The organism is Flavobacterium hauense (assembly GCF_054457175.1).
Genome location: NZ_JBTKVX010000008.1, coordinates 129133 through 149532 on the forward strand (window position 1 = coordinate 129133; position 20400 = coordinate 149532).

General features: G+C 39.1%; 24 protein-coding genes and 1 tRNA gene. 17 read left to right on the forward strand and 8 right to left on the reverse strand.

What is annotated here, in order from left to right:
- Positions 1 to 10: 10 nt before the first annotated feature.
- Positions 11 to 1126: a molecular chaperone DnaJ gene (gene dnaJ, locus ACX0HA_RS07705; RefSeq protein ID WP_458844684.1), complete on the reverse strand. Its 1116-nt coding sequence runs from the start codon at positions 1124 to 1126 to the stop codon at positions 11 to 13.
- A 26-nt stretch (positions 1127 to 1152) separates the two neighbouring features.
- Positions 1153 to 1737 (reverse strand): nucleotide exchange factor GrpE, encoded by a 585-nt coding sequence (locus tag ACX0HA_RS07710; protein ID WP_458844685.1) that lies wholly within the window; start codon positions 1735 to 1737, stop codon positions 1153 to 1155.
- Positions 1738 to 1859: 122 nt separating this feature from the next.
- On the opposite strand from ACX0HA_RS07710, the gene ACX0HA_RS07715 reads away from it, so the two are divergent.
- A complete protein-coding gene (locus tag ACX0HA_RS07715; RefSeq protein WP_458844686.1) occupies positions 1860 to 2540 on the forward strand; it encodes a YceI family protein in 681 nt (226 codons plus the stop codon).
- A gap of 69 nt (positions 2541 to 2609) precedes the next feature.
- On the opposite strand, the gene ACX0HA_RS07720 is transcribed toward ACX0HA_RS07715, so the two are convergent.
- Both ACX0HA_RS07720 and ACX0HA_RS07725 read right to left on the reverse strand, forming a co-directional pair.
- Positions 2610 to 3515: a TIGR01777 family oxidoreductase gene (locus ACX0HA_RS07720; RefSeq protein WP_458844687.1), complete on the reverse strand. Its 906-nt coding sequence runs from the start codon at positions 3513 to 3515 to the stop codon at positions 2610 to 2612.
- A 75-nt stretch (positions 3516 to 3590) separates the two neighbouring features.
- Positions 3591 to 4043 carry a DUF4442 domain-containing protein gene (locus tag ACX0HA_RS07725; protein ID WP_458844688.1) on the reverse strand — a complete coding sequence of 151 codons (453 nt, stop codon included), beginning with the start codon at positions 4041 to 4043 and terminating at the stop codon, positions 3591 to 3593.
- Between the two features lie 145 nt (positions 4044 to 4188).
- On the opposite strand from ACX0HA_RS07725, the gene ACX0HA_RS07730 reads away from it, so the two are divergent.
- From ACX0HA_RS07730 to ACX0HA_RS07765, 8 genes are all read left to right on the forward strand, one after another.
- Complete coding sequence (locus ACX0HA_RS07730; protein WP_458844689.1) at positions 4189 to 4641, forward strand: DUF4870 domain-containing protein; 453 nt, start codon at positions 4189 to 4191, stop codon at positions 4639 to 4641.
- Positions 4641 to 5030, forward strand: a complete 390-nt coding sequence (locus tag ACX0HA_RS07735; protein WP_458844690.1) for a hypothetical protein — start codon at positions 4641 to 4643, stop codon at positions 5028 to 5030. The genes ACX0HA_RS07730 and ACX0HA_RS07735 overlap by 1 nt, the downstream gene beginning before the upstream one ends.
- A 117-nt stretch (positions 5031 to 5147) precedes the next feature.
- On the forward strand, positions 5148 to 5912 hold the full coding sequence (locus ACX0HA_RS07740; protein WP_458844691.1) for a GIN domain-containing protein: 765 nt from the start codon (positions 5148 to 5150) through the stop codon (positions 5910 to 5912).
- Positions 5913 to 5973: 61 nt separating this feature from the next.
- Positions 5974 to 6306 carry a PadR family transcriptional regulator gene (locus ACX0HA_RS07745; RefSeq protein WP_458844692.1) on the forward strand — a complete coding sequence of 111 codons (333 nt, stop codon included), beginning with the start codon at positions 5974 to 5976 and terminating at the stop codon, positions 6304 to 6306.
- A 2-nt stretch (positions 6307 to 6308) separates the two neighbouring features.
- Positions 6309 to 8075 carry a PspC domain-containing protein gene (locus ACX0HA_RS07750; RefSeq protein WP_458844693.1) on the forward strand — a complete coding sequence of 589 codons (1767 nt, stop codon included), beginning with the start codon at positions 6309 to 6311 and terminating at the stop codon, positions 8073 to 8075.
- A gap of 17 nt (positions 8076 to 8092) precedes the next feature.
- Complete coding sequence (locus tag ACX0HA_RS07755; RefSeq protein ID WP_458844694.1) at positions 8093 to 8821, forward strand: head GIN domain-containing protein; 729 nt, start codon at positions 8093 to 8095, stop codon at positions 8819 to 8821.
- A gap of 50 nt (positions 8822 to 8871) precedes the next feature.
- A complete protein-coding gene (locus ACX0HA_RS07760; protein ID WP_458844695.1) occupies positions 8872 to 9357 on the forward strand; it encodes a nuclear transport factor 2 family protein in 486 nt (161 codons plus the stop codon).
- Between the two features lie 84 nt (positions 9358 to 9441).
- Positions 9442 to 10278: a GIN domain-containing protein gene (locus tag ACX0HA_RS07765; protein WP_458844696.1), complete on the forward strand. Its 837-nt coding sequence runs from the start codon at positions 9442 to 9444 to the stop codon at positions 10276 to 10278.
- A gap of 68 nt (positions 10279 to 10346) precedes the next feature.
- Here the strand turns inward: ACX0HA_RS07765 and ACX0HA_RS07770 are convergent, their stop codons facing one another.
- Together ACX0HA_RS07770 and ACX0HA_RS07775 are read right to left on the reverse strand one after the other, a co-directional pair.
- Positions 10347 to 11165, reverse strand: coding sequence for an alpha/beta fold hydrolase (locus ACX0HA_RS07770; RefSeq protein ID WP_458844697.1), 819 nt, complete (start codon positions 11163 to 11165; stop codon positions 10347 to 10349).
- A 388-nt stretch (positions 11166 to 11553) separates the two neighbouring features.
- Positions 11554 to 11628: transfer RNA gene (locus ACX0HA_RS07775), tRNA-Pro, on the reverse strand.
- A gap of 166 nt (positions 11629 to 11794) precedes the next feature.
- On the opposite strand from ACX0HA_RS07775, the gene trxB reads away from it, so the two are divergent.
- From trxB to ACX0HA_RS07800, 5 genes are all read left to right on the forward strand, one after another.
- Positions 11795 to 12760: a thioredoxin-disulfide reductase gene (gene trxB / locus ACX0HA_RS07780; RefSeq protein WP_458844698.1), complete on the forward strand. Its 966-nt coding sequence runs from the start codon at positions 11795 to 11797 to the stop codon at positions 12758 to 12760.
- Between the two features lie 84 nt (positions 12761 to 12844).
- Positions 12845 to 13600 (forward strand): helix-turn-helix domain-containing protein, encoded by a 756-nt coding sequence (locus ACX0HA_RS07785; protein ID WP_458844699.1) that lies wholly within the window; start codon positions 12845 to 12847, stop codon positions 13598 to 13600.
- A gap of 30 nt (positions 13601 to 13630) precedes the next feature.
- Positions 13631 to 14791 carry an FAD-dependent oxidoreductase gene (locus ACX0HA_RS07790; protein WP_458844700.1) on the forward strand — a complete coding sequence of 387 codons (1161 nt, stop codon included), beginning with the start codon at positions 13631 to 13633 and terminating at the stop codon, positions 14789 to 14791.
- Positions 14792 to 14853: 62 nt separating this feature from the next.
- Positions 14854 to 15369 (forward strand): VOC family protein, encoded by a 516-nt coding sequence (locus tag ACX0HA_RS07795; RefSeq protein ID WP_458844701.1) that lies wholly within the window; start codon positions 14854 to 14856, stop codon positions 15367 to 15369.
- Positions 15370 to 15414: 45 nt separating this feature from the next.
- On the forward strand, positions 15415 to 15786 hold the full coding sequence (locus ACX0HA_RS07800) for an iron chaperone (protein WP_458844702.1): 372 nt from the start codon (positions 15415 to 15417) through the stop codon (positions 15784 to 15786).
- Between the two features lie 289 nt (positions 15787 to 16075).
- Here ACX0HA_RS07800 and ribH read toward each other — a convergent pair whose 3' ends face one another.
- Entirely contained in the window at positions 16076 to 16567 is a 492-nt protein-coding gene (gene ribH, locus ACX0HA_RS07805) for a 6,7-dimethyl-8-ribityllumazine synthase (protein WP_458844703.1), read from the reverse strand.
- Between the two features lie 2 nt (positions 16568 to 16569).
- A complete protein-coding gene (locus ACX0HA_RS07810; RefSeq protein WP_458844704.1) occupies positions 16570 to 17346 on the reverse strand; it encodes a tetratricopeptide repeat protein in 777 nt (258 codons plus the stop codon).
- A gap of 145 nt (positions 17347 to 17491) precedes the next feature.
- Between ACX0HA_RS07810 and recF the strand changes: the two genes are divergently transcribed.
- Genes recF through murB form a run of 3 tightly spaced genes read left to right on the forward strand, consistent with a single transcriptional unit; the run spans position 17492 to position 20352 of the window.
- Positions 17492 to 18589 (forward strand): DNA replication/repair protein RecF, encoded by a 1098-nt coding sequence (gene recF, locus ACX0HA_RS07815; protein ID WP_458844705.1) that lies wholly within the window; start codon positions 17492 to 17494, stop codon positions 18587 to 18589.
- A 36-nt stretch (positions 18590 to 18625) separates the two neighbouring features.
- Positions 18626 to 19291, forward strand: a complete 666-nt coding sequence (locus ACX0HA_RS07820; protein ID WP_458844706.1) for a DUF2461 domain-containing protein — start codon at positions 18626 to 18628, stop codon at positions 19289 to 19291.
- A 47-nt stretch (positions 19292 to 19338) separates the two neighbouring features.
- The gene (murB, locus tag ACX0HA_RS07825; RefSeq protein WP_458844707.1) at positions 19339 to 20352 is read left to right on the forward strand and encodes a UDP-N-acetylmuramate dehydrogenase; all 1014 of its coding nucleotides are present in this window, start codon (positions 19339 to 19341) and stop codon (positions 20350 to 20352) included.
- The last annotated feature ends 48 nt before the right edge of the window (positions 20353 to 20400 follow it).

Consider the following 20400-nt stretch of genomic DNA (forward strand, 5'->3'; position numbering starts at 1 on the left):
TTTTCTTAAATTATGAAAACATATCTTTTACTTTTTCAAAAAAAGATTTATCCGACTTTTCAGGGTGCGGAATAAAGTTTTCATCTGTAAGTGATTTCTCAAAAAATTGACGCTGCTCTTTTGTTAAAGTCTTTGGTGTCCATACATTTACATGCACTAATAAGTCTCCACTACCATAAGAGTTGATACTTGGCACCCCTTTACCTTTAAGCCTCAATATTTTGCCGGACTGAATACCTTCTTCTAATTTTATCCTTACTTTTCCGTTTACAGCCTCAATATCTTTCGATGTTCCAAGAGCTGCTTCGGCAAAGCTTATATAAAGATCATAGTGCAGGTTTTCACCTTCACGCTTAAGTGTTTCGTGCTCAACTTCTTCAATCGCTACAATAAGATCTCCGGGAATACTATTGTTGCCCGGAGCGTCGTTACCTTTTCCTGCAACTTTTAGCTGCATACCATCTACAACACCTGCAGGTATTTTAATCGATACAGTTTCGTCTTCCATTATCATACCCTGGGCATCTGCATTATTAGGCTTAGACTCTATGATCTGTCCTGTGCCTCCACAAGTATGACAAGTGGCTGCAGTCTGCATTCTTCCCAGTATGGTATTGGTAATCTTCATTACCTGGCCCGCTCCGTTACAGGTAGGACATGTTTTAAAAGACACTCCTTTAGCCTGTACTTTACGTTTTACTTTTACTTTTTTCTCAACACCATTAGCAACTTCTTCAAGCGTAAGTTTTACTTTGATACGAAGATTGCTTCCTTTCATCCTGCGCTGACCACCGCCACCGCCAAAACCACCAAAGCCGCCGCCAAATGCTCCACCAAAGATATCACCAAACTGGCTGAAGATATCATCCATGTTCATTCCGCCGCCGTTAAAGCCGCCTGTACCGTCAAATGCCGCAGAACCATACTGGTCATAACGTGCCTTTTTGTCTGCATCACTTAATATCTCATAAGCTTCAGCTGCAGCCTTAAATTTTTCTTCGGCTTCTTTATTCCCCGGGTTTTTGTCGGGGTGGTATTCAATAGCTTTTTTACGGTACGCCTTCTTTATCTGGTCAGCACTCGCGCTTCTGTCAATACCTAATATTTCGTAAAAATCTTTTTTCATCTTACTGTAATGCTAACAGGTTTAAATTAGTTACCAATAACAACTTTAGGGAAACGTATAATTTTGTCGCCCAACTTGTATCCTTTTTCAACAACATCAACAATTTTACCTTTAAGGTCGGCAGTTGGCGCAGGAATCTGTGTAATAGCCTCAGCAAAATCTGCATCAAATGCATCACCTGCCTTAAGCTCTACCTGCTCCAATCCTTTAGACACAAGGGTATCTTTAAGCTTGTTATGAATAAGCTCTACACCTTTAAGCAATACCTCATCTTCCGATTTTGAGATCTGTGTCATAGCCCTGTCAAAATCGTCAAGTACAGGAAGCAGTGCCTGAAGCACTTCCTGGTTAGCAGTTTTAAAAAGGTCCATTCTTTCTTTAGATGTCCTCTTTTTATAGTTTTCAAATTCAGCAAACAGACGTAAAAACTTATCTTTTTCTTTAGCAAGATCCTCGCCTAGCTTTTCTTCAACAGATAGCTCTTCGGCAGACGCAACGCCTTCCGGCTGCGCACCCGCTTCATTTTCATTTACTATTCCGTCTTGTGTTAAGTCTTTCTCTACGTTTTCAGAATTCTCCTGGCTCATATTCTTAAATAATTTCTTAAACATTATTTTGTTTTGTTCGCTTTAGCGAATTGCAAAAGTATTGCCAAAAGCTGCAAAATGTCAAATTGTCATTGCTATTTTTCTTATTTTTAAGGATAGTTAAATTAACTCCCAATCTCAAAACCATGAAAAAACAACTTTTTGTGGCAGTATTAGGCATAGTCCTGACCACCTCATGCAGGAAAGAAAGCAAAGCAGATGAAGCTGTAATTACCGAAGCAGAGTTACCCAAACCTGTTGCTCCCGCATCAGAAAAATATAGCGCAGATACTCTTGTTTCCAATATTAACTGGACAGGCACAAAGCCAACCGGCAAACATACAGGAACTATTAAATTAACTAACGGAACCTTATTCGTTAAGAATGGCATGCTGGTAACCGGGAAGTTTACCATCAACATGAAAAGCATTACCGTTACTGATCCGAAAGATGGCAAGAACAAAACCAATCTTGAAAACCATCTTAAAGGACTGGGCGACAAAGCTAATGAGGATCATTTCTTCAACACTAATAAATATCCTACGGGTACTTTTGAGATTACAAACCTGACAACTGCAAACAACAGGACAATGGTAGAGGGAAACCTGACATTAAAAGGCACTACTAAAAACATTACGTTTCCGGCAATTGTTACTGTAAACGATTCTCTTGTCGTTATAAATAGCGAAAGCTTTAAAATAAACAGGATATTATGGAACATCAATTACAACTCAAAAAGTGCAATTGAAAATTTGGGAAATCAATATATAGATGACAATATTGAGTTAAAGGTAAGTGTAACCACCAGGAAAAGTAGCGAGAAGTGAGATTTAGAATTGAGAGATTAAATTCACTTTGAAAAAATATCGCTTGTCAATACTATTATCTAAAATCTATTAGCCTAATTCTTTTAGGAGTGCTTTTTCCAGCGAAAGGTATTTAAACTGATAGCCTTCACTTATAATCTTCCTTGCACTGACATTCTGGCCGTCAAATAACAATGTATGCATTTCGCCGAGGATCAGTTCCATGACAAATTTCGGCATATTAGGCATAAAATAAGGCTTATCCATAGCTTTAGCTGCAAGTCTTATTAGGGTGTCATTAGTTACCGGATGTGGCGCAACAGCATTGTATATGCCTTCAAGCTCGTTATGCAATATATACGCATAAATTCCGGCTAAATCATCAAGATGAATCCATGACTGCATTTGTTCGCCACTGCCAAAAGCAGACCCCAGTCCATACTTAATAGGCCCCGAAAGCTCCTTTAAAGCTCCGCCATGCCCAGAAAGCACCAATCCCGTACGAACTTTTGACACCTTTATTCCAAGAGCCTCAATCCTGTCTGCAGCGGCTTCCCACTGCTGTACAACCTGACTAAGGAAAGAATTATCAAACTGTGTTTCGTCTTCGGAATAGACCTTGTCAAAGCTGCTTGGATATATACCTATTGCAGAAGCCGAAATGAAATGATGAACATTATTAGGTTTGTTTTTTAGCAGATCATGAAGCACGGAAATGGAAAGCAACCTGCTGTTCAGGATTTCTTTCTTATACGTTTCGGTCCAGCGTTTGGATATCGAAGAACCTGCCAGGTTTATTATGGCATCGGCATTTTCAAGACAGCGTTCATCTATTTCTCCCGTTACAGGATTCCAAAAGAATCCTTTGTAATTCGGTTCTTCCTGCACTTTGTCTTTTGATGTGGTAAGGTAATTTATGGATATGCCGTTCTTTAGAAGCAGCGATACCAATTCAGATCCTACAAGTCCGGTAGCGCCTGTTATTAAAACCGTCATATCTGTTTTTTTGGTATTCAAATATAGAGATGCGCAGCCTAATAAATAAGTTTTTAACTTATTTTTAATAAGGGCTTATTTAACCTTAATGCTCCATTCAAATTCCATCTGAGACACCTGATCGCCGGCAGCATCCTTTCCAGTTGATATCATCCAAAAGGTTTGCCCTTCACCGGTAGCAATTGCTTTTTGTATGGCTTCTTGTATAATATGGCCTTCGTTACAGCTAAAAGTAATCCTGCCTCTTGCCTTTTTTGTAAAATTACCTTTGTTGTTAGCTACAAGCATAGATATTTTCTTTCCGCTCTTTTTTATGTGATACATAACCAAAGCTCCTGTAGTAAGCTCTGCCGCCATGGCTTGTACAGCAAAATACATGGAATCAAACGGATTTTGATTGAACCATCGATGCTTTACGGTAACTGTGCAGGACGTTTCACTTATTGCTTTTACTCTTACCCCACTCCAGTATGCCGAAGGAAGTTTAAAAAAAAGGAATGTATTGAGTTTTGAGGGTGTAAATTCCATTATAGCATGATTTTCAGCTAAAATACACATAAATACTTAAATTAAAAATTGTTAAAATTTTGTTAAATTACAGTACTTTGTATTGCACAATACCTTTCAATAGCCATATATTTGCATAGAATATTAATAGACATAAACCTATACTATGGAAACTATAGCAAATAAAAATACAGCTACTATAATACAATTGAGCGCATTAACTCAGTATTTCATTCCGTTGGGCAACTTTATATTCCCAGCTTTACTATGGAGCTTGAAAAAAAACGAGTCTGAATTTGTAGACTATAACGGTAAGCAGGCAATCAATTTTCAATTAAGCCTGTTCTTATATTCATTTGTTTTGGCAATTGTTGCCATCGTAATTTTCGTTTGCACATTTTTCAGCAACATGAATCTTATCATAGATACCGACGGAGAATGGATAATGGAACAATTCACCCTTGGCAACATCACAATCCTTATGATTATCGCAGTTGTTGCCATTTGCATGGTTGTACTATTAAAGACAGCCGAACTGTTCCTGATTATTTATGCAGCGGTAAAAAACAATAACGGAGAGCGTTATAAATTTCCACTAACAATAAATTTTATCAGATAATGAAAACTATACTAGCAATAGTAACAGTGATATTGTTTGTGTCTTGCAATTCAAACGACAGCAATATTAAATACAGCTACTCCTATAATAGTGAGGGAGAAATAAAAAGGGAAATGGTTTTAAAAAATGCCCTGAACGATATTGAGATACAAATGGAGGGCAATGCTACCTTTAATACTGAAGGTACAACAATAACAACACTTACTCCCGGCGGATCTATAAATTACAGGAATAAAAAAACAGAAGTCAGGGTAACACCTGCTAAAAATGGAGTAACCGTGCTCATAGAAGAAAATGGAAACATCCTCTCAAACACAAGTGATACAGGAAAAGAAATAATAACAGAAGTAATCAGAAACGTAAAAAAACTACAGCAAAAACAGAAATAATCAGGAGTTCAATCATCAAAAATAAAATCAATCAACCTGTCTGCAATAAGCAGGCCTGCCCTTAATCACGGCAGTAATCAGAGTTCAATCATCAATCAAATCAAAAACGAATCAGTTATGAAACAATTTGCAATCACAGCGCTTTTAGTCCTAACAGGAATGGGCGCACAGGCACAAACAAGTGAAACTAGAAAAAGCCAAAGCTTTAACGCACTTGAAGTAAAAAATGGTATTGAGGTAGTCTTTACACAAAGTAAGGACACTTCATTAAAAGTAGAGTCTGACAGTAAGGCTAACTTAGAGAACATTGTAACCGAATTCACTAAAGGAACCCTTAAGATATATCTTAGAGAGTCTGCTAATGGTGAGGCTATGCATGGAACGGCCAAAGTGTATGTATCTGCTGAAGATGTAGATAGCTTTAAAGCAGCTACAGGAGCATCGATAAAAGCAAGCGGCAAGCTCTCGGCAGATGAGATTACTGTAAAACTCGCTTCAGGAGCTACTTTTACAGGAGAAGCCAACTGCAGTAAAAAGCTTACCGTAAAGGCAGAATCAGGGTCAATGTTCAGGGGAATGATAAACACGGCCGAATTTGACGGTAAAGCCCTGGGAGGAACTATAAAAATTACAGGAAGCGCAGAGACAACAAATGTGATATGCAATAATGGTTCGCTGATCGCCGGCAAGTTTTTCTGTCAGGAGGCATATGTAAAAACTATAAATGCCTCGACAGCTTTTGTAAATGCAGTAAAATCGATAAGTGCCGATGCTGACAACTCATCATCAATTACCTATTATGGTGCACCGTCTACAGTGAATTTAGGCACAAACGTATATGCTATAAAAAGAGATAACCTTAAATTAGCCTTAAATAACTAGGCTTTAAGGAGAACGCGGCACATGCCCAAAAAAGAAAGTGAATTAAAAAACATGAAAGCTAATGAATATTGAGAACACTAAGGCCCAGATGCGTAAGGGCGTTCTGGAATTCTGTATCCTGTGCGTGCTGAAAGAAAAAGATGCATACACGTCGGAAATCCTTGACACGCTAAAAAACGCTAAGCTGCTTGTGGTAGAGGGAACCGTTTATCCGCTGCTTACAAGGTTAAAAAACGATGGACTGCTCAGTTACCGCTGGGAAGAGTCAACATCAGGCCCACCGCGTAAATATTACGGCCTGACCGATGAAGGAAAAGAATTTTTAAAAGAACTTAATATTACCTGGACGGAGTTATCCGACGCAGTAAACATAATAACCAGTCAAAAAGCATAGCCATGAACAAAACAGTTAGTATAAATTTAGGAGGGCTCTATTTTCACATAGATGAAGATGCCTACCAAAAGTTAAACCGCTACTTTGACGCTATCAGGCGCTCTCTTTCACCTGACGGTAAAGACGAGATCATGAGCGACATTGAAGGAAGGATTGCCGAACTGCTTTCTGAAAAGCTTAAAAGCGACAAGCAGGTTGTAAGCAATACCGAAGTAGATGAGATCATGGCTGTAATGGGCCAACCCGAAGACTACAGGATAGATGAAGAAACTACAGGAGACAAAAGCAATTACACTGCGCCTGACTTTAACTATGCTCCAAAAACCAAAAAGTTTTACAGGGATGGTGATAAAAGCATAATAAGTGGTGTATGTGCTGGACTTGCCCACTATATGAGAATTGACCCTTTATGGATAAGGATCATTTTTATTCTCTCTTTATTTATCTCGTTTGGTTCAAGCGTATTTATTTATATCTTATTATGGATACTGATCCCAAAGGCCATAACCACTACAGAAAAGCTGGAGATGACTGGCGAGCCCATCAATATCTCTAATATCGAGAAAAAGGTAAAGGAAGAAATTGATACCATTGCCGGGAAGCTTCAAAATGTTGACTACGATAAACTTGGAAGCAATGCGAAAAGCGGAGCAGAAAAATTAGGCAGCGGTATTGGTGCTGTATTTTCAGCTTTGTTTCAAGGCTTTGCAAAAGTAATAGGCGCCCTGATAGCGGTTACAGCAGCGATAATGCTTGGTGTGATGGTTGTATTTTATTTTTCGTTGTTATTCACTTCATCATTTAAAAATTCGATGTGGCATCCATGGGTGAGCGGATTCAACTATACTGATACGCCAATATGGCTGATGGGTACAGCAGCATTTTTTACTGTAGCGATTCCATTGTTCATGATATTCCTTCTTGGATTAAAAATATTAGTAGACAACCTGAAACCAATTGGAAACATTACAAAATTCACGCTTTTGGCAATATGGGTAATATCTTTTGTAAGCATACTTTACATGGGGATCAGTCAGGGGAGAGAAATAAACGACGAAGGCAAAACGGTTTCTAAATATGATATTAACCTGGTCCAGGATGAAGTGCTTCATATCAAATTTGCATACAACGATTATTTCTCAAAATCGGTTTATCAGGGACATGACTTCCGTTTCACTCAGGATTCTATAGGTAATGACGTTATCTATACAAATGATATCGATTTTACTATCCTGAAAACTGATGGCAGCAAACCATTTATACAGATAGAAAAAATAGCGAACGGCAGGACATCGTCGGAAGCACGTAAAAGAGCCGAAAAAATTAAATATAATTTCAAATTTGAAGGAAATACTTTAACTTTAGACAATTATCTGTTAACAGACCTTGCTAACAAATATCGCAATCAGAAGGTGGAGATCTATTTATACCTGCCTGAAGGAACTGTTTTTCAATGTGACGACAGCGTAAAAGAATACGATAATTCAGATAATAGTTTCTTCGACATGCAGTGGGACGATGCCAATGAGCAGCAATACATGATGCAATCTGACAAGGTAGAATGTCTTACCTGCCCTCATGATGAGGAATACGAAGATGTAATGTATGACCAAAATGGAGAAGTGATCCCTGCTCCACCGGGACCTCCCGAAGAAGCAAATTTACATTTCAATGGTAAAGGTAAAGGCGAGATACATATATCTGATAAGGATGTAGATATTAAAGTAAACGTTGACACTCTGAATATCAGGACAAAAACAAGAAGATAATTTAAAAATACATTCTCATGGTAAAAATTATTGTTCATATTGCCAAAGCTATGGTTGCCATAGTACTGTCATTATTATGCCTTTCATGCGGTTTCGATTTTAAATCCTTAGACGGAGACGGAAATGCAACCTCCCAAAAACGCCAGATTACAGAAACATTTAATTCAGTTTCGGCAGAAAGGGCACTCGAAGTAATAATTCAGCAAGGACCGGAGCAATCAGTTACTGTTGAAGCCGACCAAAACCTCCAGGAACATATTAAGACAGAAGTTAAAGGTGGTGAGTTGATCATTACAGCAGACACGAACATTAGTAGCGGTAAAAAGACAATTATTGTAACCATGCCTGACATCAGGTCCCTTTCTACCGAAAGCAGTGCATCAATAAAAAGCGAAGGTTCTATCAAAGGGGAATCGGTAAAACTTTCTTCAAGCAGCGGAAGCAGCATTGAAGTTAGTATTGATGCGAAACATGTAGATTGCGAAACCAGTAGTGGTGCCCATATAAAAATAGACGGACTTGCCGAAAAACTTGAAGCAAGTTCATCGAGTGGCGGCAACATCAATGCAAAAGCGCTTAAAGCACAGACTGTAACAGCAGATGCCTCGAGTGGTGGCAACACTACTGTAAATCCGATCAAAAAACTTTCGGCAGATGCCTCTAGCGGAGGACATGTTTATTTCACATCTACTCCTGAAGAGCTTAAGAAAAATGCCAGCTCAGGCGGTATAGTTTCACAACTCTAATAACACTTAATGCCTCCCAGGTCGGGAGGCTTTTTTAATCCATATTCTTTATGAAAACAATACTCCGGATAGCAACCCTGTTTGTTGCCATGGCTACCCATGCCCAAAATGAAATTTATCCCGAAAACACAGCGGTTCTTACTGAAAAAATAATTGCACTCGATGCCGAAGCTTTTGATGCTTACAACACCTGTGATCTCGAAAAAGTAAAAACGTTTTTCACAAATGATCTGGAGTTCTACCATGATAAAGGAGGATACAGCAAAGGCCTGGACAAATTTTCAGAGACTATGAAAAACAATATCTGCAATGATCAGCATCGTAAAATAATACGTAAACCTGTCATAAAAACCTTTAAGGTATATCCGCTGGATGGTTATGGTGCGATACTTATTGGCGAGCACGATTTTTATAGCGCAGAGAATGGTAAAGAGACAAAGACAGGAACAGCTAAATTCACTCATGTATGGCTGCTGAAAGACGGATACTGGAAAATGGCCCGCGTACTGAGCTACGACCACAAGGCAGCACAATAATTTTAGCTTACACAACATAAAACACCGGCAGCACACCGGTGTTTTTTATATATTTGCGCTAACCAATAAAAAATGAAACTACAAATGAAAAAAGTTCTCTTACTCCTGTTTGCGCTTATTTTCACCACATTTACTTTTGCACAGAAAAAAGAAAAGCTAAAAGGCTCAAAAATTGTAACTGTTACTCAAAAAGAAATTGCAAGTTTTGAAAACCTTGAAGTTGAAGATAACATCGAAATATTTTTATCTAAAGGATCAACCCAAAGCCTGGAGATAGAAGCTGATGACAACCTTCATGAAATCATAAAAGCCGACCTTAACGGCACTACCCTTCGCCTTTATACCGATAAAGAAGTTACTGGAGCAAAAAAATTCAGTATACGTGTAACCTATACCGAGAACCTGAAGACCATCACGGCCAAAAATGAGGTAACCATAAATGCTCTTGCCGATCTTCAGCTCGAGAATATTACCCTAAAAAATCTTGACTTTTCGAAATCGTATCTTAATGTCAAATCGGCTAACTTCACGCTGATCATGAATGACAAAGCTACTGCCGAATTAAACTTCCAGGGCGATAATATTACTGTAGAACTAAGCAAAAGTTCGCAATTGAAAGCATTGATCGCAGCAGGACAAATGGCAAAAATAGACCTGTACCAAAAAACAGCTGCTGTTATTGAGGGTGATGCAGCACAAGGCAAAATTCGTGTAGACAACAATGCATCGTTCACAGGAAAAAAATTCGCTGTAAAAAATCTGGAACTAACCGCCGAAAGTTACACACACTGCAATATAAATGCATTGGAAAACATCACTATTGCTGCATCAGGAAAAGCGGAGATAGAGCTTTTTGGTAAACCAAAAGTACAGGTAACCAACTTTGCCGACAGCGCAGTATTGTATAAGAAAGAGATGTAATATGCTGTTACTATAAAATCGAAAAGCCGAACAAATGTTCGGCTTTTTATATTCACTCAATTTTAATTTTATGACTTGATAAAAGCCAAAATATCTTTGTTTATGGTTTCAGCTTCTGTGGTTGGCATACCGTGAGGAAAACCCGGGTAAGTTATTAGTTTTGAATTTTTAAGCAAAGCTGCCGATTTTGGCGCCTGATGTGCAGGCACAATCTGGTCATCTTCGCCATGAAGTACGAGCACAGGAATATCCAGACTTTTCAGGTCGTCTCTAAAATCAGTTTCCGAAAAGGCTTTTATCCCTTCATAATGAGCCAGAACAGACCCCATCATTCCCTGACGCCACCAGTTATGTTTGATACCTTCGTCAATTTTAGCGCCTTCACGGTTCCATCCATAAAATGGTATCGGGAAATCGTAGAAGTAAGATGATCTGGTAAATCCGGTTCCTTTACGTATCTCATCAAAAATTGATAATGGTATACCTTCAGGATTGGATTCGCTCTGTAGCATTATCGGTGGAACTGCACTGATTATAACAGCTTTTGCAACACGGCCTTTTCCATACTTGGCAGCATAACGAATCACTTCTCCCCCACCTGTTGAGTGCCCAACGTGTATAGCATCTTTTAAGTCAAGGGCAGCTGTCAGTTCAGCAACATCTGCGGCATAAGTCTCCATATTATTGCCTTCAGAGCTTTGGCCTGAACGGCCATGTCCTCTGCGGTCGTGCGCGATAACCCTGTATCCCTGCTTAAGGAAAAACATCATTTGTGCATCCCAGTCATCACCTGATAATGGCCACCCATGATGAAAAACAATCGGTTGCCCAGTTCCCCAGTCTTTGTAATAAAATTCAGTTCCGTCTTTAAGTTTGATTGTACTCATGTCTTGTGATTTATTAGATTACTATTTTTTGGATTGTTACACCTATAAAGGTACCAAACAATTTTAAAACCAAACCCACAATACACTTAAAATCAAATATTTAATACTTAATTAATGTTTTAAAATTTACGATATATGGTTGCTACCCTTACAAACCACTTTATATCGTTAAAAACATGAATGCTATATATAAATGAAAAAGCACAACATTTCCGTTCTGCTTTTGTCGGGGTGGCAGGATTATTTCATGATCCTGTAGATGGAATTGATAAAACTAAATCCTTCTACGGTTTTTAAAACCGCAGTAATTTTTGTTTTAGAGAAACTTCATGCAAGCTTAGTTTCGATAAAAAAAAATCCCTCCTGCAAAGCAAGAGGGATTTTGTTGTCGGGGTGGCAGGATTCGAACCTGCGACCTCCTGGTCCCAAACCAGGCGCGATGACCGGGCTACGCTACACCCCGAATTCAAAGTGGATTACTCCATTTGAGCGGTGCAAATATACTACTAAAATCGATATCTCAAAACGATAAGCGAATTTTATTTTTCAATAGCTAAAACTGATAACTTTCCGTAGTTATATTTTCAATTAAAACATACATTTGCATACCAAATTAAGACCACGAAATTATGTCTGAGACAATAGAAAAAATCAAGTGCCTTATCATAGGATCAGGCCCTGCAGGTTATACAGCAGCGATTTATGCTGCAAGAGCTGATATGAAACCGGTAGTTTATACAGGCATGGAGCCAGGCGGACAGCTTACCACAACAACTGAGGTTGATAACTTCCCGGGATATCCAGAAGGTATTGACGGGCCTACGATGATGGTTCAGCTACAACAACAGGCAGAACGTTTCGGTACGCAGGTACGAATCGGAATGGCTACTGCTGTAGAATTCAGTAATGAAGCCGGAGGATGGCATAAAGTTATCATTGACGGAAATAAAGAAGTACACGCTCAAACCGTAATCATCTCTACAGGAGCTACTGCAAAATACCTTGGACTTCCAAGTGAACAACGCCTAAGAGGTGGTGGTGTATCTGCATGTGCTGTATGTGATGGATTCTTTTATCGCAACCAGGATGTAGCAATCGTAGGTGCAGGAGATACTGCTGCTGAAGAGGCTACTTACCTTGCCAACATCTGTAAAAGTGTAACAATGCTTGTTCGTAAAGATGCAATGAGAGCATCTAAAGCAATGCAGCACCGTGTTGAAAACACAGCAAATATTACTGTACTTTATAACAGTGAAGTTGATGAAGTTATAGGCGACCAGGTAGTTGATGGCCTTAGGATCGTAAATAACGTAACCGGAGATAAACATGAGATCGCTATTACTGGTTTATTTATCGCTATTGGCCACAAACCAAACACCGATATCTTTAAAGGCCAGCTCGACATGGATGAGACGGGTTACCTTATTACCGAAGGAAAATCAACTAAAACTAACATTCCGGGAGTATTTGCTTCGGGAGACGTTCAGGATAAAGATTACCGTCAGGCAATTACCGCTGCAGGTTCAGGCTGTATGGCTGCTCTTGACGCAGAACGGTACCTTACATCGGTAGAAAGCCATCACGAAGTAGTTTAATAAATAAGCATACTATATATCGAAAAGCCGGACAAAATAGTTCGGCTTTTTTATTTAGCTTTATATAAGAGATAAACACCATCAATGAGCCAAAACTTCAACTACAAATTTGTTCCGCCTGAAGAATCAATAAGTGATTTTGTAGAAAGCATTGGTATGTTTGAAAATCCATCTGATAAGCCAAAAGAAGTCGTGATCATGCCAGATGGAAGGATTGACCTGTTCTTTTCCAAATCGGCTTCTGAGCCCTTTCATGTTACGCTTATGGGGCTAGAAACGTATCCTGAAGCCCTCCCTATTGTACCAGGAACACTCACATTTGTCATCAGTTTTAAGCCTTTAGCCGTTGAATACATTTTAAAAACACCTATTGCTGGTTTTCTGAACAGCGCAACTCAACTTCCTGATAATTTTTGGGGTTTTGAGACTAATGACTTTAAGGATTTTGATGCCTTTCACAAAAAAGCCACCCAAACCGTTCAAAAATTAGCGCCAAAAGAAATTGACGAGAGGAAACGTAAACTCTTCAAACTTATTTATTCTTCAAACGGAGAAATGACCGTAAAAGACCTTTCAGAAAAAGTTGGCTGGAGCAGCAGACAAATTAACAGATACTTTACACAACAGTTTGGCTTATCATTAAAAGCTTTCTGTAATATACTTCGATTCAGGATATCATTAGAGCATATCGCCAACGGGCAGCTTTTCCCTGAACTCAACTTTACCGACCAAAATCACTTTATCAAAGAGATTAAAAAATTCTCAGGTGCAGTCCCTAAAGAATTATCTAAAAACAAAGACGACCGATTTATACTATTATCTGTACTGAAGCAGCAATAATTTTGTCTCATCAATTAAAAAATTAATGGTATGAAATTAAATGCTAAACAAATCGCCATCGTTGGCGGTGGCCCCGGAGGTCTTACACTTGCAAGGCTTATACAGCTTAAAGGAGCTAACGTAAAAGTATATGAAAGAGACATAAATAAACACGCACGTGTTCAGGGCTCCCCTCTTGATCTTCATGATGAATCAGGACTGGCAGCTATCCGTAAGGCCGGCCTAATCGATGAATTTAAAAAGAATTACATGCCCGGTGCGGATAAGACCATCATTACAAATAACCGTGCAGAAATCCTTTTTAAAGACCATGAGGCAAAACCTGAAGAGAATTTTGGGCATGAACATTTTCGCCCTGAAATAGACCGCGGCCCGTTAAGGAATATCCTGTTGGAATCGCTTATACCCGATACAGTGGTATGGGACAGCCATTTTATTTCGATGGAGCCACAAGGCGATGGATGGATACTGCATTTTAAGAACGAGTCATCTTATTATGCCGATATAGTTATTGCTGCCGATGGGGCTAACTCTAAAATCCGCCCCTATATAACAGACATTAAGCCTTTCTACTCCGGAGTAACAATGCTTGAAGGTAATGTTTACAATGCGAAAGAGAGCATACCCGCCATAAGTGCAATGCTTGATGGCGGAAAAGTTATGGCTTTTGGTAATTCTAAATGTATACTGGGTGGTCAGAAAGGAAATGGAGATATTGGATTCTACGCAAGTTTTAAAACAGATCAAAACTGGGCATCAGATAGTGGTTTAGATTATTCAGATAACACTCAACTGCTTCTATGGTTCAGACAAGAATATCCTGAATGGAGCAATGTTTGGAACGAGCTGTTTGAAAATGCGGCAGCCCCTTTTGTCCCCAGACCAATATATTGCATGCCTTTAGATCAGAATTGGAAAGCAAAGCCAAATGTAACGATGCTGGGCGATGCTGCCCATGTTATGCCACCATTTGCAGGAGAAGGCGTAAATATGGCCATGCTTGATGCTTTAGAATTAAGTGAATGCCTGACATCTGATGCGTATGAGAACCTACAGGAAGCTATTAATTCTTATGAGACAGCTATGCGCAAAAGAGCTTCAGCAGTAGCAAAAGAATCACTTGAGAATGGAGAACTTATGCATTCTGAAGATGCATTGAATAAAATGCTTGATTTTTTCAGCGGACACTAATACCTGTTGTCCTGATTTACCCTCTTTATTGTCAGGTTTGCACCGCCAAAAGATGTAATACAATGAGTATCTTTGAAGTACAAACAACAAACAATTTTACTATCATGCAAAAGATCACACCATGCCTTTGGTTCAACGGCCGCGTTGAAGAGGCATTAAACCTGTACACATCGGTATTCAAAAACGGAAAGATAACAACCGTTTCACATTATGGTGAAGGCGCTCCCATGCCTGCAGGATCAATACTGACAGCAGTGTTTGAGATCGAAGGGCAGAAATTCATGATCCTTAACGGTGGACCGCATTTTACACCCAATGAAGCCATCTCTTTTTGTATCGAATGCAAAGATCAGGAAGAGATCGATTACTACTGGAATAGCCTCACGGCTAATGGTGGCAGCGAAAGTATGTGCGGCTGGCTAAAAGACCCTTATGGCATCTCCTGGCAGGTAGTCCCTAAAGATCTTGGCGAATTACTAACCCAGAAAGACCCTCAGAAAAGCCAAAACGTAATGCAGGCCCTTATGCAGATGAAAAAACTGGATATTGCAAAACTTAAAGCTGCTGCGAACGGATAAATAACAAACCCCAAAGTTTTATCCTTTGGGGTTAATTTTATACTTATGAATACGCCAAAAGACATCAACGAATATATAGCAGCCTTTTCACCGGAAGTACAGCAACTATTAGAACAGGTACGCACTGCTATCCAAAAAGCGGCTCCCGATGCCACTGAAGCCATAAGCTACGCCATGCCTACATTTAAGCTTAATGGAAACCTTGTCCACTTTGCCGCTTTCACCAATCATATAGGCTTTTATGCATTGCCATCAGGCAACGAGGCATTCCGAAAAGAACTAAGCACTTACAAAACCGGAAAGGGCTCTATCCAGTTTCCATTTGATAAGCCACTTCCTTTAGACCTGATTACTAAAATCGTGCATTTCAGGATCCGGGAGAATATGCAAAAAGCTGAGCTTAAAAAGAAAAAGTAGCTGATACTCTCCGAAGGAGGGGAATTATACACCCCTTTAAAACAAAAAACCCTTCTCATCCGGGGAGGAAGAGAAGGGGAAGCCATAAAACCACACCTTACTTTAATTAGATGGCTTATTTCTTTTTTGGGGACGAATTTTAATACTGTCAGATGTACTTTTAAATCCGTTTACTTAATAGTATATACGTAAGACTATTTTCTATGGTTTTAAAAAAGTTTATTTTTTTTTCAAAAAAAAGCCCTTTCTTTCGAAAGAGCTTGATATTCAGTAAAATAAATATTTAAATTTATTTTGTCTGTTGTCTTAAATAAGCCATTTTAATAGCTACAATACCCGCTTCGGTACCTTTGTTGCCGTGAATTCCTCCACTCCTGTCTATAGCCTGCTGCATGTTATTATCGGTAAGGACACAAAATACAATCGGTACATCAGTTTGTACGTTAAGGTCTTTAATTCCCTGTGATACAGCTTCACAAACAAAGTCAAAATGCTTTGTTTCTCCCTGTATAACACTGCCTATAGCAATAACAGCATCTACATTTTGGGTTTCCAGCATTCGCTTAGAACCATATATAAGTTCAAAACTTCCCGGAACATCCCATGAAACAATATTCTCTGCAAGCGTGCCATTTTCAAGCAATGCTTCAATAGCACCTTTGTAAAGACCAGCTGTTATAGTTTCGTTCCATTCAGAAACAACAATCCCAAACCGAAAATCTTTCGCGTTTGGGACAGTGTTTTTATCGTATTGTGATAAGTTTTTATTTATTGTAGCCATACTTATTCAGCCATTGCAACATAGGCATCAATAGTAGCGCCTTCTGCAGAAGTGCTGTATTTATCCTGTATTTCTTTAAAGTATTTTAAAGCTTCAGCCTTTTTGTTCAGGGTAAGAGCAGTCTGACCGGCCTTGAAAAGGAAACGTGGTGCTATAAGATCATTAGTTGTAGCTTTAGCAGCTTTATCATAAAACTCAAGTGCATCATCGTTTTGTTTCAGCTGAGCAAAAGCATCACCTGTAGCTCCTTTAGCCATCGCGTCAAGAACTTCATCTTTAGTCGTAAATTTTTCAAGGTGCTCTACAGCTTCTTTATATTTACCCATATTAAGGAATGAAGTACCTGCATAATATTCTGCAAGGTTAGCAGCATCTGTGCCTGAATGGTTCTCTATAATTCCGATGAAACCAAGTTTACCTTCGCCACCGTTAAGTGCAAGTTTAAACAAAGAGTCGCTTGCTGTAGGTGCGTTTACAGCCTGATCAAAATATTGCTGTGCCTGGAACATATCTTCAGCAGCAGTAGCTTCTTTTGGAGATGTAACCCATTTATCAACAGCAAAGTATGCAACCGCAGCAAGAACTACAACACCAATACCAATAAAGATACCTTTTTGGTTTTTAGCTACCCATTCTTCTGTTCTTGAAGCACCGGCATCAAGGGAGTTAAACACCTCAGCAGTTGTGCTTTTTCCGTCAAAAGTTTCTTCTACAGGTTCAACCTCGTTTATTACTTCAGGTTTTGGAGCTTTATAGCCTCTTTTGTTGTACGTTGCCATTTAAGTTATTTTAATGAGTCGCAAAAATAAAATTTTTATTGAATATTAAAATATCTTTTGTCGATAATTTTCGATAATTTGCGGCTTATTAAGAAAACAGCCCTGTTTTACACAAGGTTCTCACAATCAGGATTCCGTTTACCCCATGTATTTAAAGAATTTATCACTCCTCAATTATAAAAATATCGCTGAGGCAAATTATGAGTTTGACCCTAAAATAAATTGCTTTACAGGAAAGAATGGTGTCGGAAAAACTAATGTGCTTGATGCCATTTACCATTTAGCCTACGGCAAAAGCTATTTTAACCCATTGGCGGTACAAAATATAAAACACGGTGAAGATTTTTTTGTAATAGACGGCACATTTGAAAAAAATGGCCGTAACGAGCAAATAGTATGCAGCCTGAAGAAAGGCATGAAAAAAGTGCTGAAACGCAACGGAAAGATTTATGATAAATTCTCTGAACATGTAGGTTTTATACCGCTCGTTATCATTTCGCCTTCTGACAGTGACCTGATAACCGAGGGCAGCGAAACCCGCCGCAAGTTTATAGACAGCGTTATTTCTCAGCTGGACCCGGCGTATCTTCAGGAGCTTATCAATTACCAAAAGGTAGTCGCACAGCGCAATGCCCTTCTAAAATACTTTGCCCTCAATCATACTTTTGACAACGATACCTTATCCATATATAATGAACAGCTGGACATGCTTGGCCATGCCCTTTTTGAAAAACGCAAGCAGTTCCTTGAAGATTTCATTCCCATCTTCAACAAGCACCACCAGTCGATAACCGATTCAGCCGAAGATGTCAGCCTGAGATATGACAGCCACCTGCACGACAAAAGACTTCTTGATCTTTTTGGCGAAAGCCTGCAGCGTGACCGCGTATTACAATATACGAGCGTTGGTATACACAAAGATGACCTGCTATTTGAGATTGACAGTCACCCGATAAAGAAATTCGGTTCGCAGGGCCAACAGAAATCATTCCTGATAGCTCTTAAGCTTGCCCAGTTTGAATTCATCAAGAAACAGAGTGGTGTACTACCAATACTATTGTTTGATGATATTTTCGATAAGCTTGACGAAACCCGTGTTGCCAAGATCGTTCAGATGATAGATGATAAGGTTTTTGGACAGATATTTATATCAGACACCCATCCTGAACGTACAGAAAACATCGTAAAAGCTACACATCAGAGTTATACCTTGTTTAATCTGCAAGGAAAAATATCGGATTAAAATCATACATTTACTACTCGTAAATCAATCAAAATCATGCTATCAAAAGAATCTTTTCAATTCCTTGAAGACTTAAAGAATAACAATCACCGTGACTGGTTCCAGGGTAATCAAAAACGTTATGCCGAATATAAAAAAGATTACAAACAAATCGTCGAGGCTTTTGTTGCCGAAATAAGCAAAGAAGACGAAAGCCTGAGCCATCTTGGATTTAAGGAATGTTCTTTCCGTATTAACAGGGATATTCGATTTTCTAAAGACAAATCGCCTTATAAAACCAACATGGGGATCTGGATGAGTCCGGGTGCCAAGAATGCCAGCCTTGCAGGTTACTATGTGCATATTGAAAAAGGGGCCTCTTTTATTGCTGCCGGTATGCATATGCCCGATGCTGTTCAGCTAAAAAAAATCCGCAGAGAGATTGCGGGCTTCTACGAAGACCTTGAAGAGATTGTTGAAAATCCTGAGTTCACAAAACTATACGGAAAGCTCGATACCGAAAACGCTCTAAAAACAGCTCCGAAGGATTACGAAAAAGACCATCCGGCAATAGAATTTCTGAAACTGAAAAGCTTCACGGCAACAGCTAAACTGTCTGACAAAGACATTGAAAGCAACGATTTTGTAAAAAATACAGCGGAGAAATTACTTACCCTAAAACCGTTCGTTGATTTTATAAACCGCGGCCTTACTACCGAATAAGGTTTTAAAACCTTACTTTTGCACCACAAAACAACCTCATATTTACTATGGAAATCGTTGCTAATTACCCTTTAAAAAACCATAATACTTTTGGCATCAGCGCTTTCGCAAAAGAATTCGTTCAGGTGCATACTCCTGCCGAACTGGCTGAAACGCTAAAAGAGAATCAGGGCAAAAAATTATTCATTCTTGGTGGCGGCAGCAATATGCTGCTTACGCAGGATATTGATGCTTTGGTTATTCATGTAGACCTAAAGGGAAAAGAAATAGTGAATTCTGAAAATGGTTTTGCAGAGGTTAAGGCAATGGCCGGTGAAAACTGGCACGAGTTTGTGCAATACTGCATCAGCAATAACCTTGGCGGATTAGAAAATCTTTCGCTGATCCCAGGAAATGTAGGGACAACACCTATCCAGAACATTGGTGCTTATGGCACTGAGATAAAAGACACTTTTGTTTCGTGTGAAGCCATGAATATTGCTACCCAGGAAGTAAAGACCTTCACTGAAGAAGAATGTGAATTTGCTTACCGCGAAAGCATCTTCAAGGGAGCATTGAAGAATCAGTACGTTATTGTATCGGTAACTTTCAGGCTTACTACAGAAAATCATAAAATAAATACCTCATACGGAGATATCGCCGCCGAACTTACTAAAAACAATGTAGTTATCCCTACCATTAAAGATATAAGCGCAGCAGTAACAGCTATACGCCAAAGTAAATTACCCGACCCAAAAGAATTAGGAAACAGTGGAAGCTTCTTCAAAAACCCTATTATCCCAGCAGAGGATTTTGAAAAAGCATACATCCTCCACCCTACCATGCCTCATTATACAGTATCTGACACTGAAGTCAAAGTCCCTGCAGGATGGCTTATTGAGCAAAGCGGCTTTAAGGGCAAACGTTTTGGCGATGCTGGTGTACATGCCCGCCAGGCTTTGGTATTGGTAAATTATGGCAATGCCACAGGACAGGAAATTCTTGACCTTTCAAAAAAGATACAACAGACTGTATTAGAGAATTTTGGAATAAAAATTGAAGCTGAAGTTAATATTATTTAAGAATTGATTAATTAGAGGTCGACTGTTTTAACTAATTTTGCAGTTGGA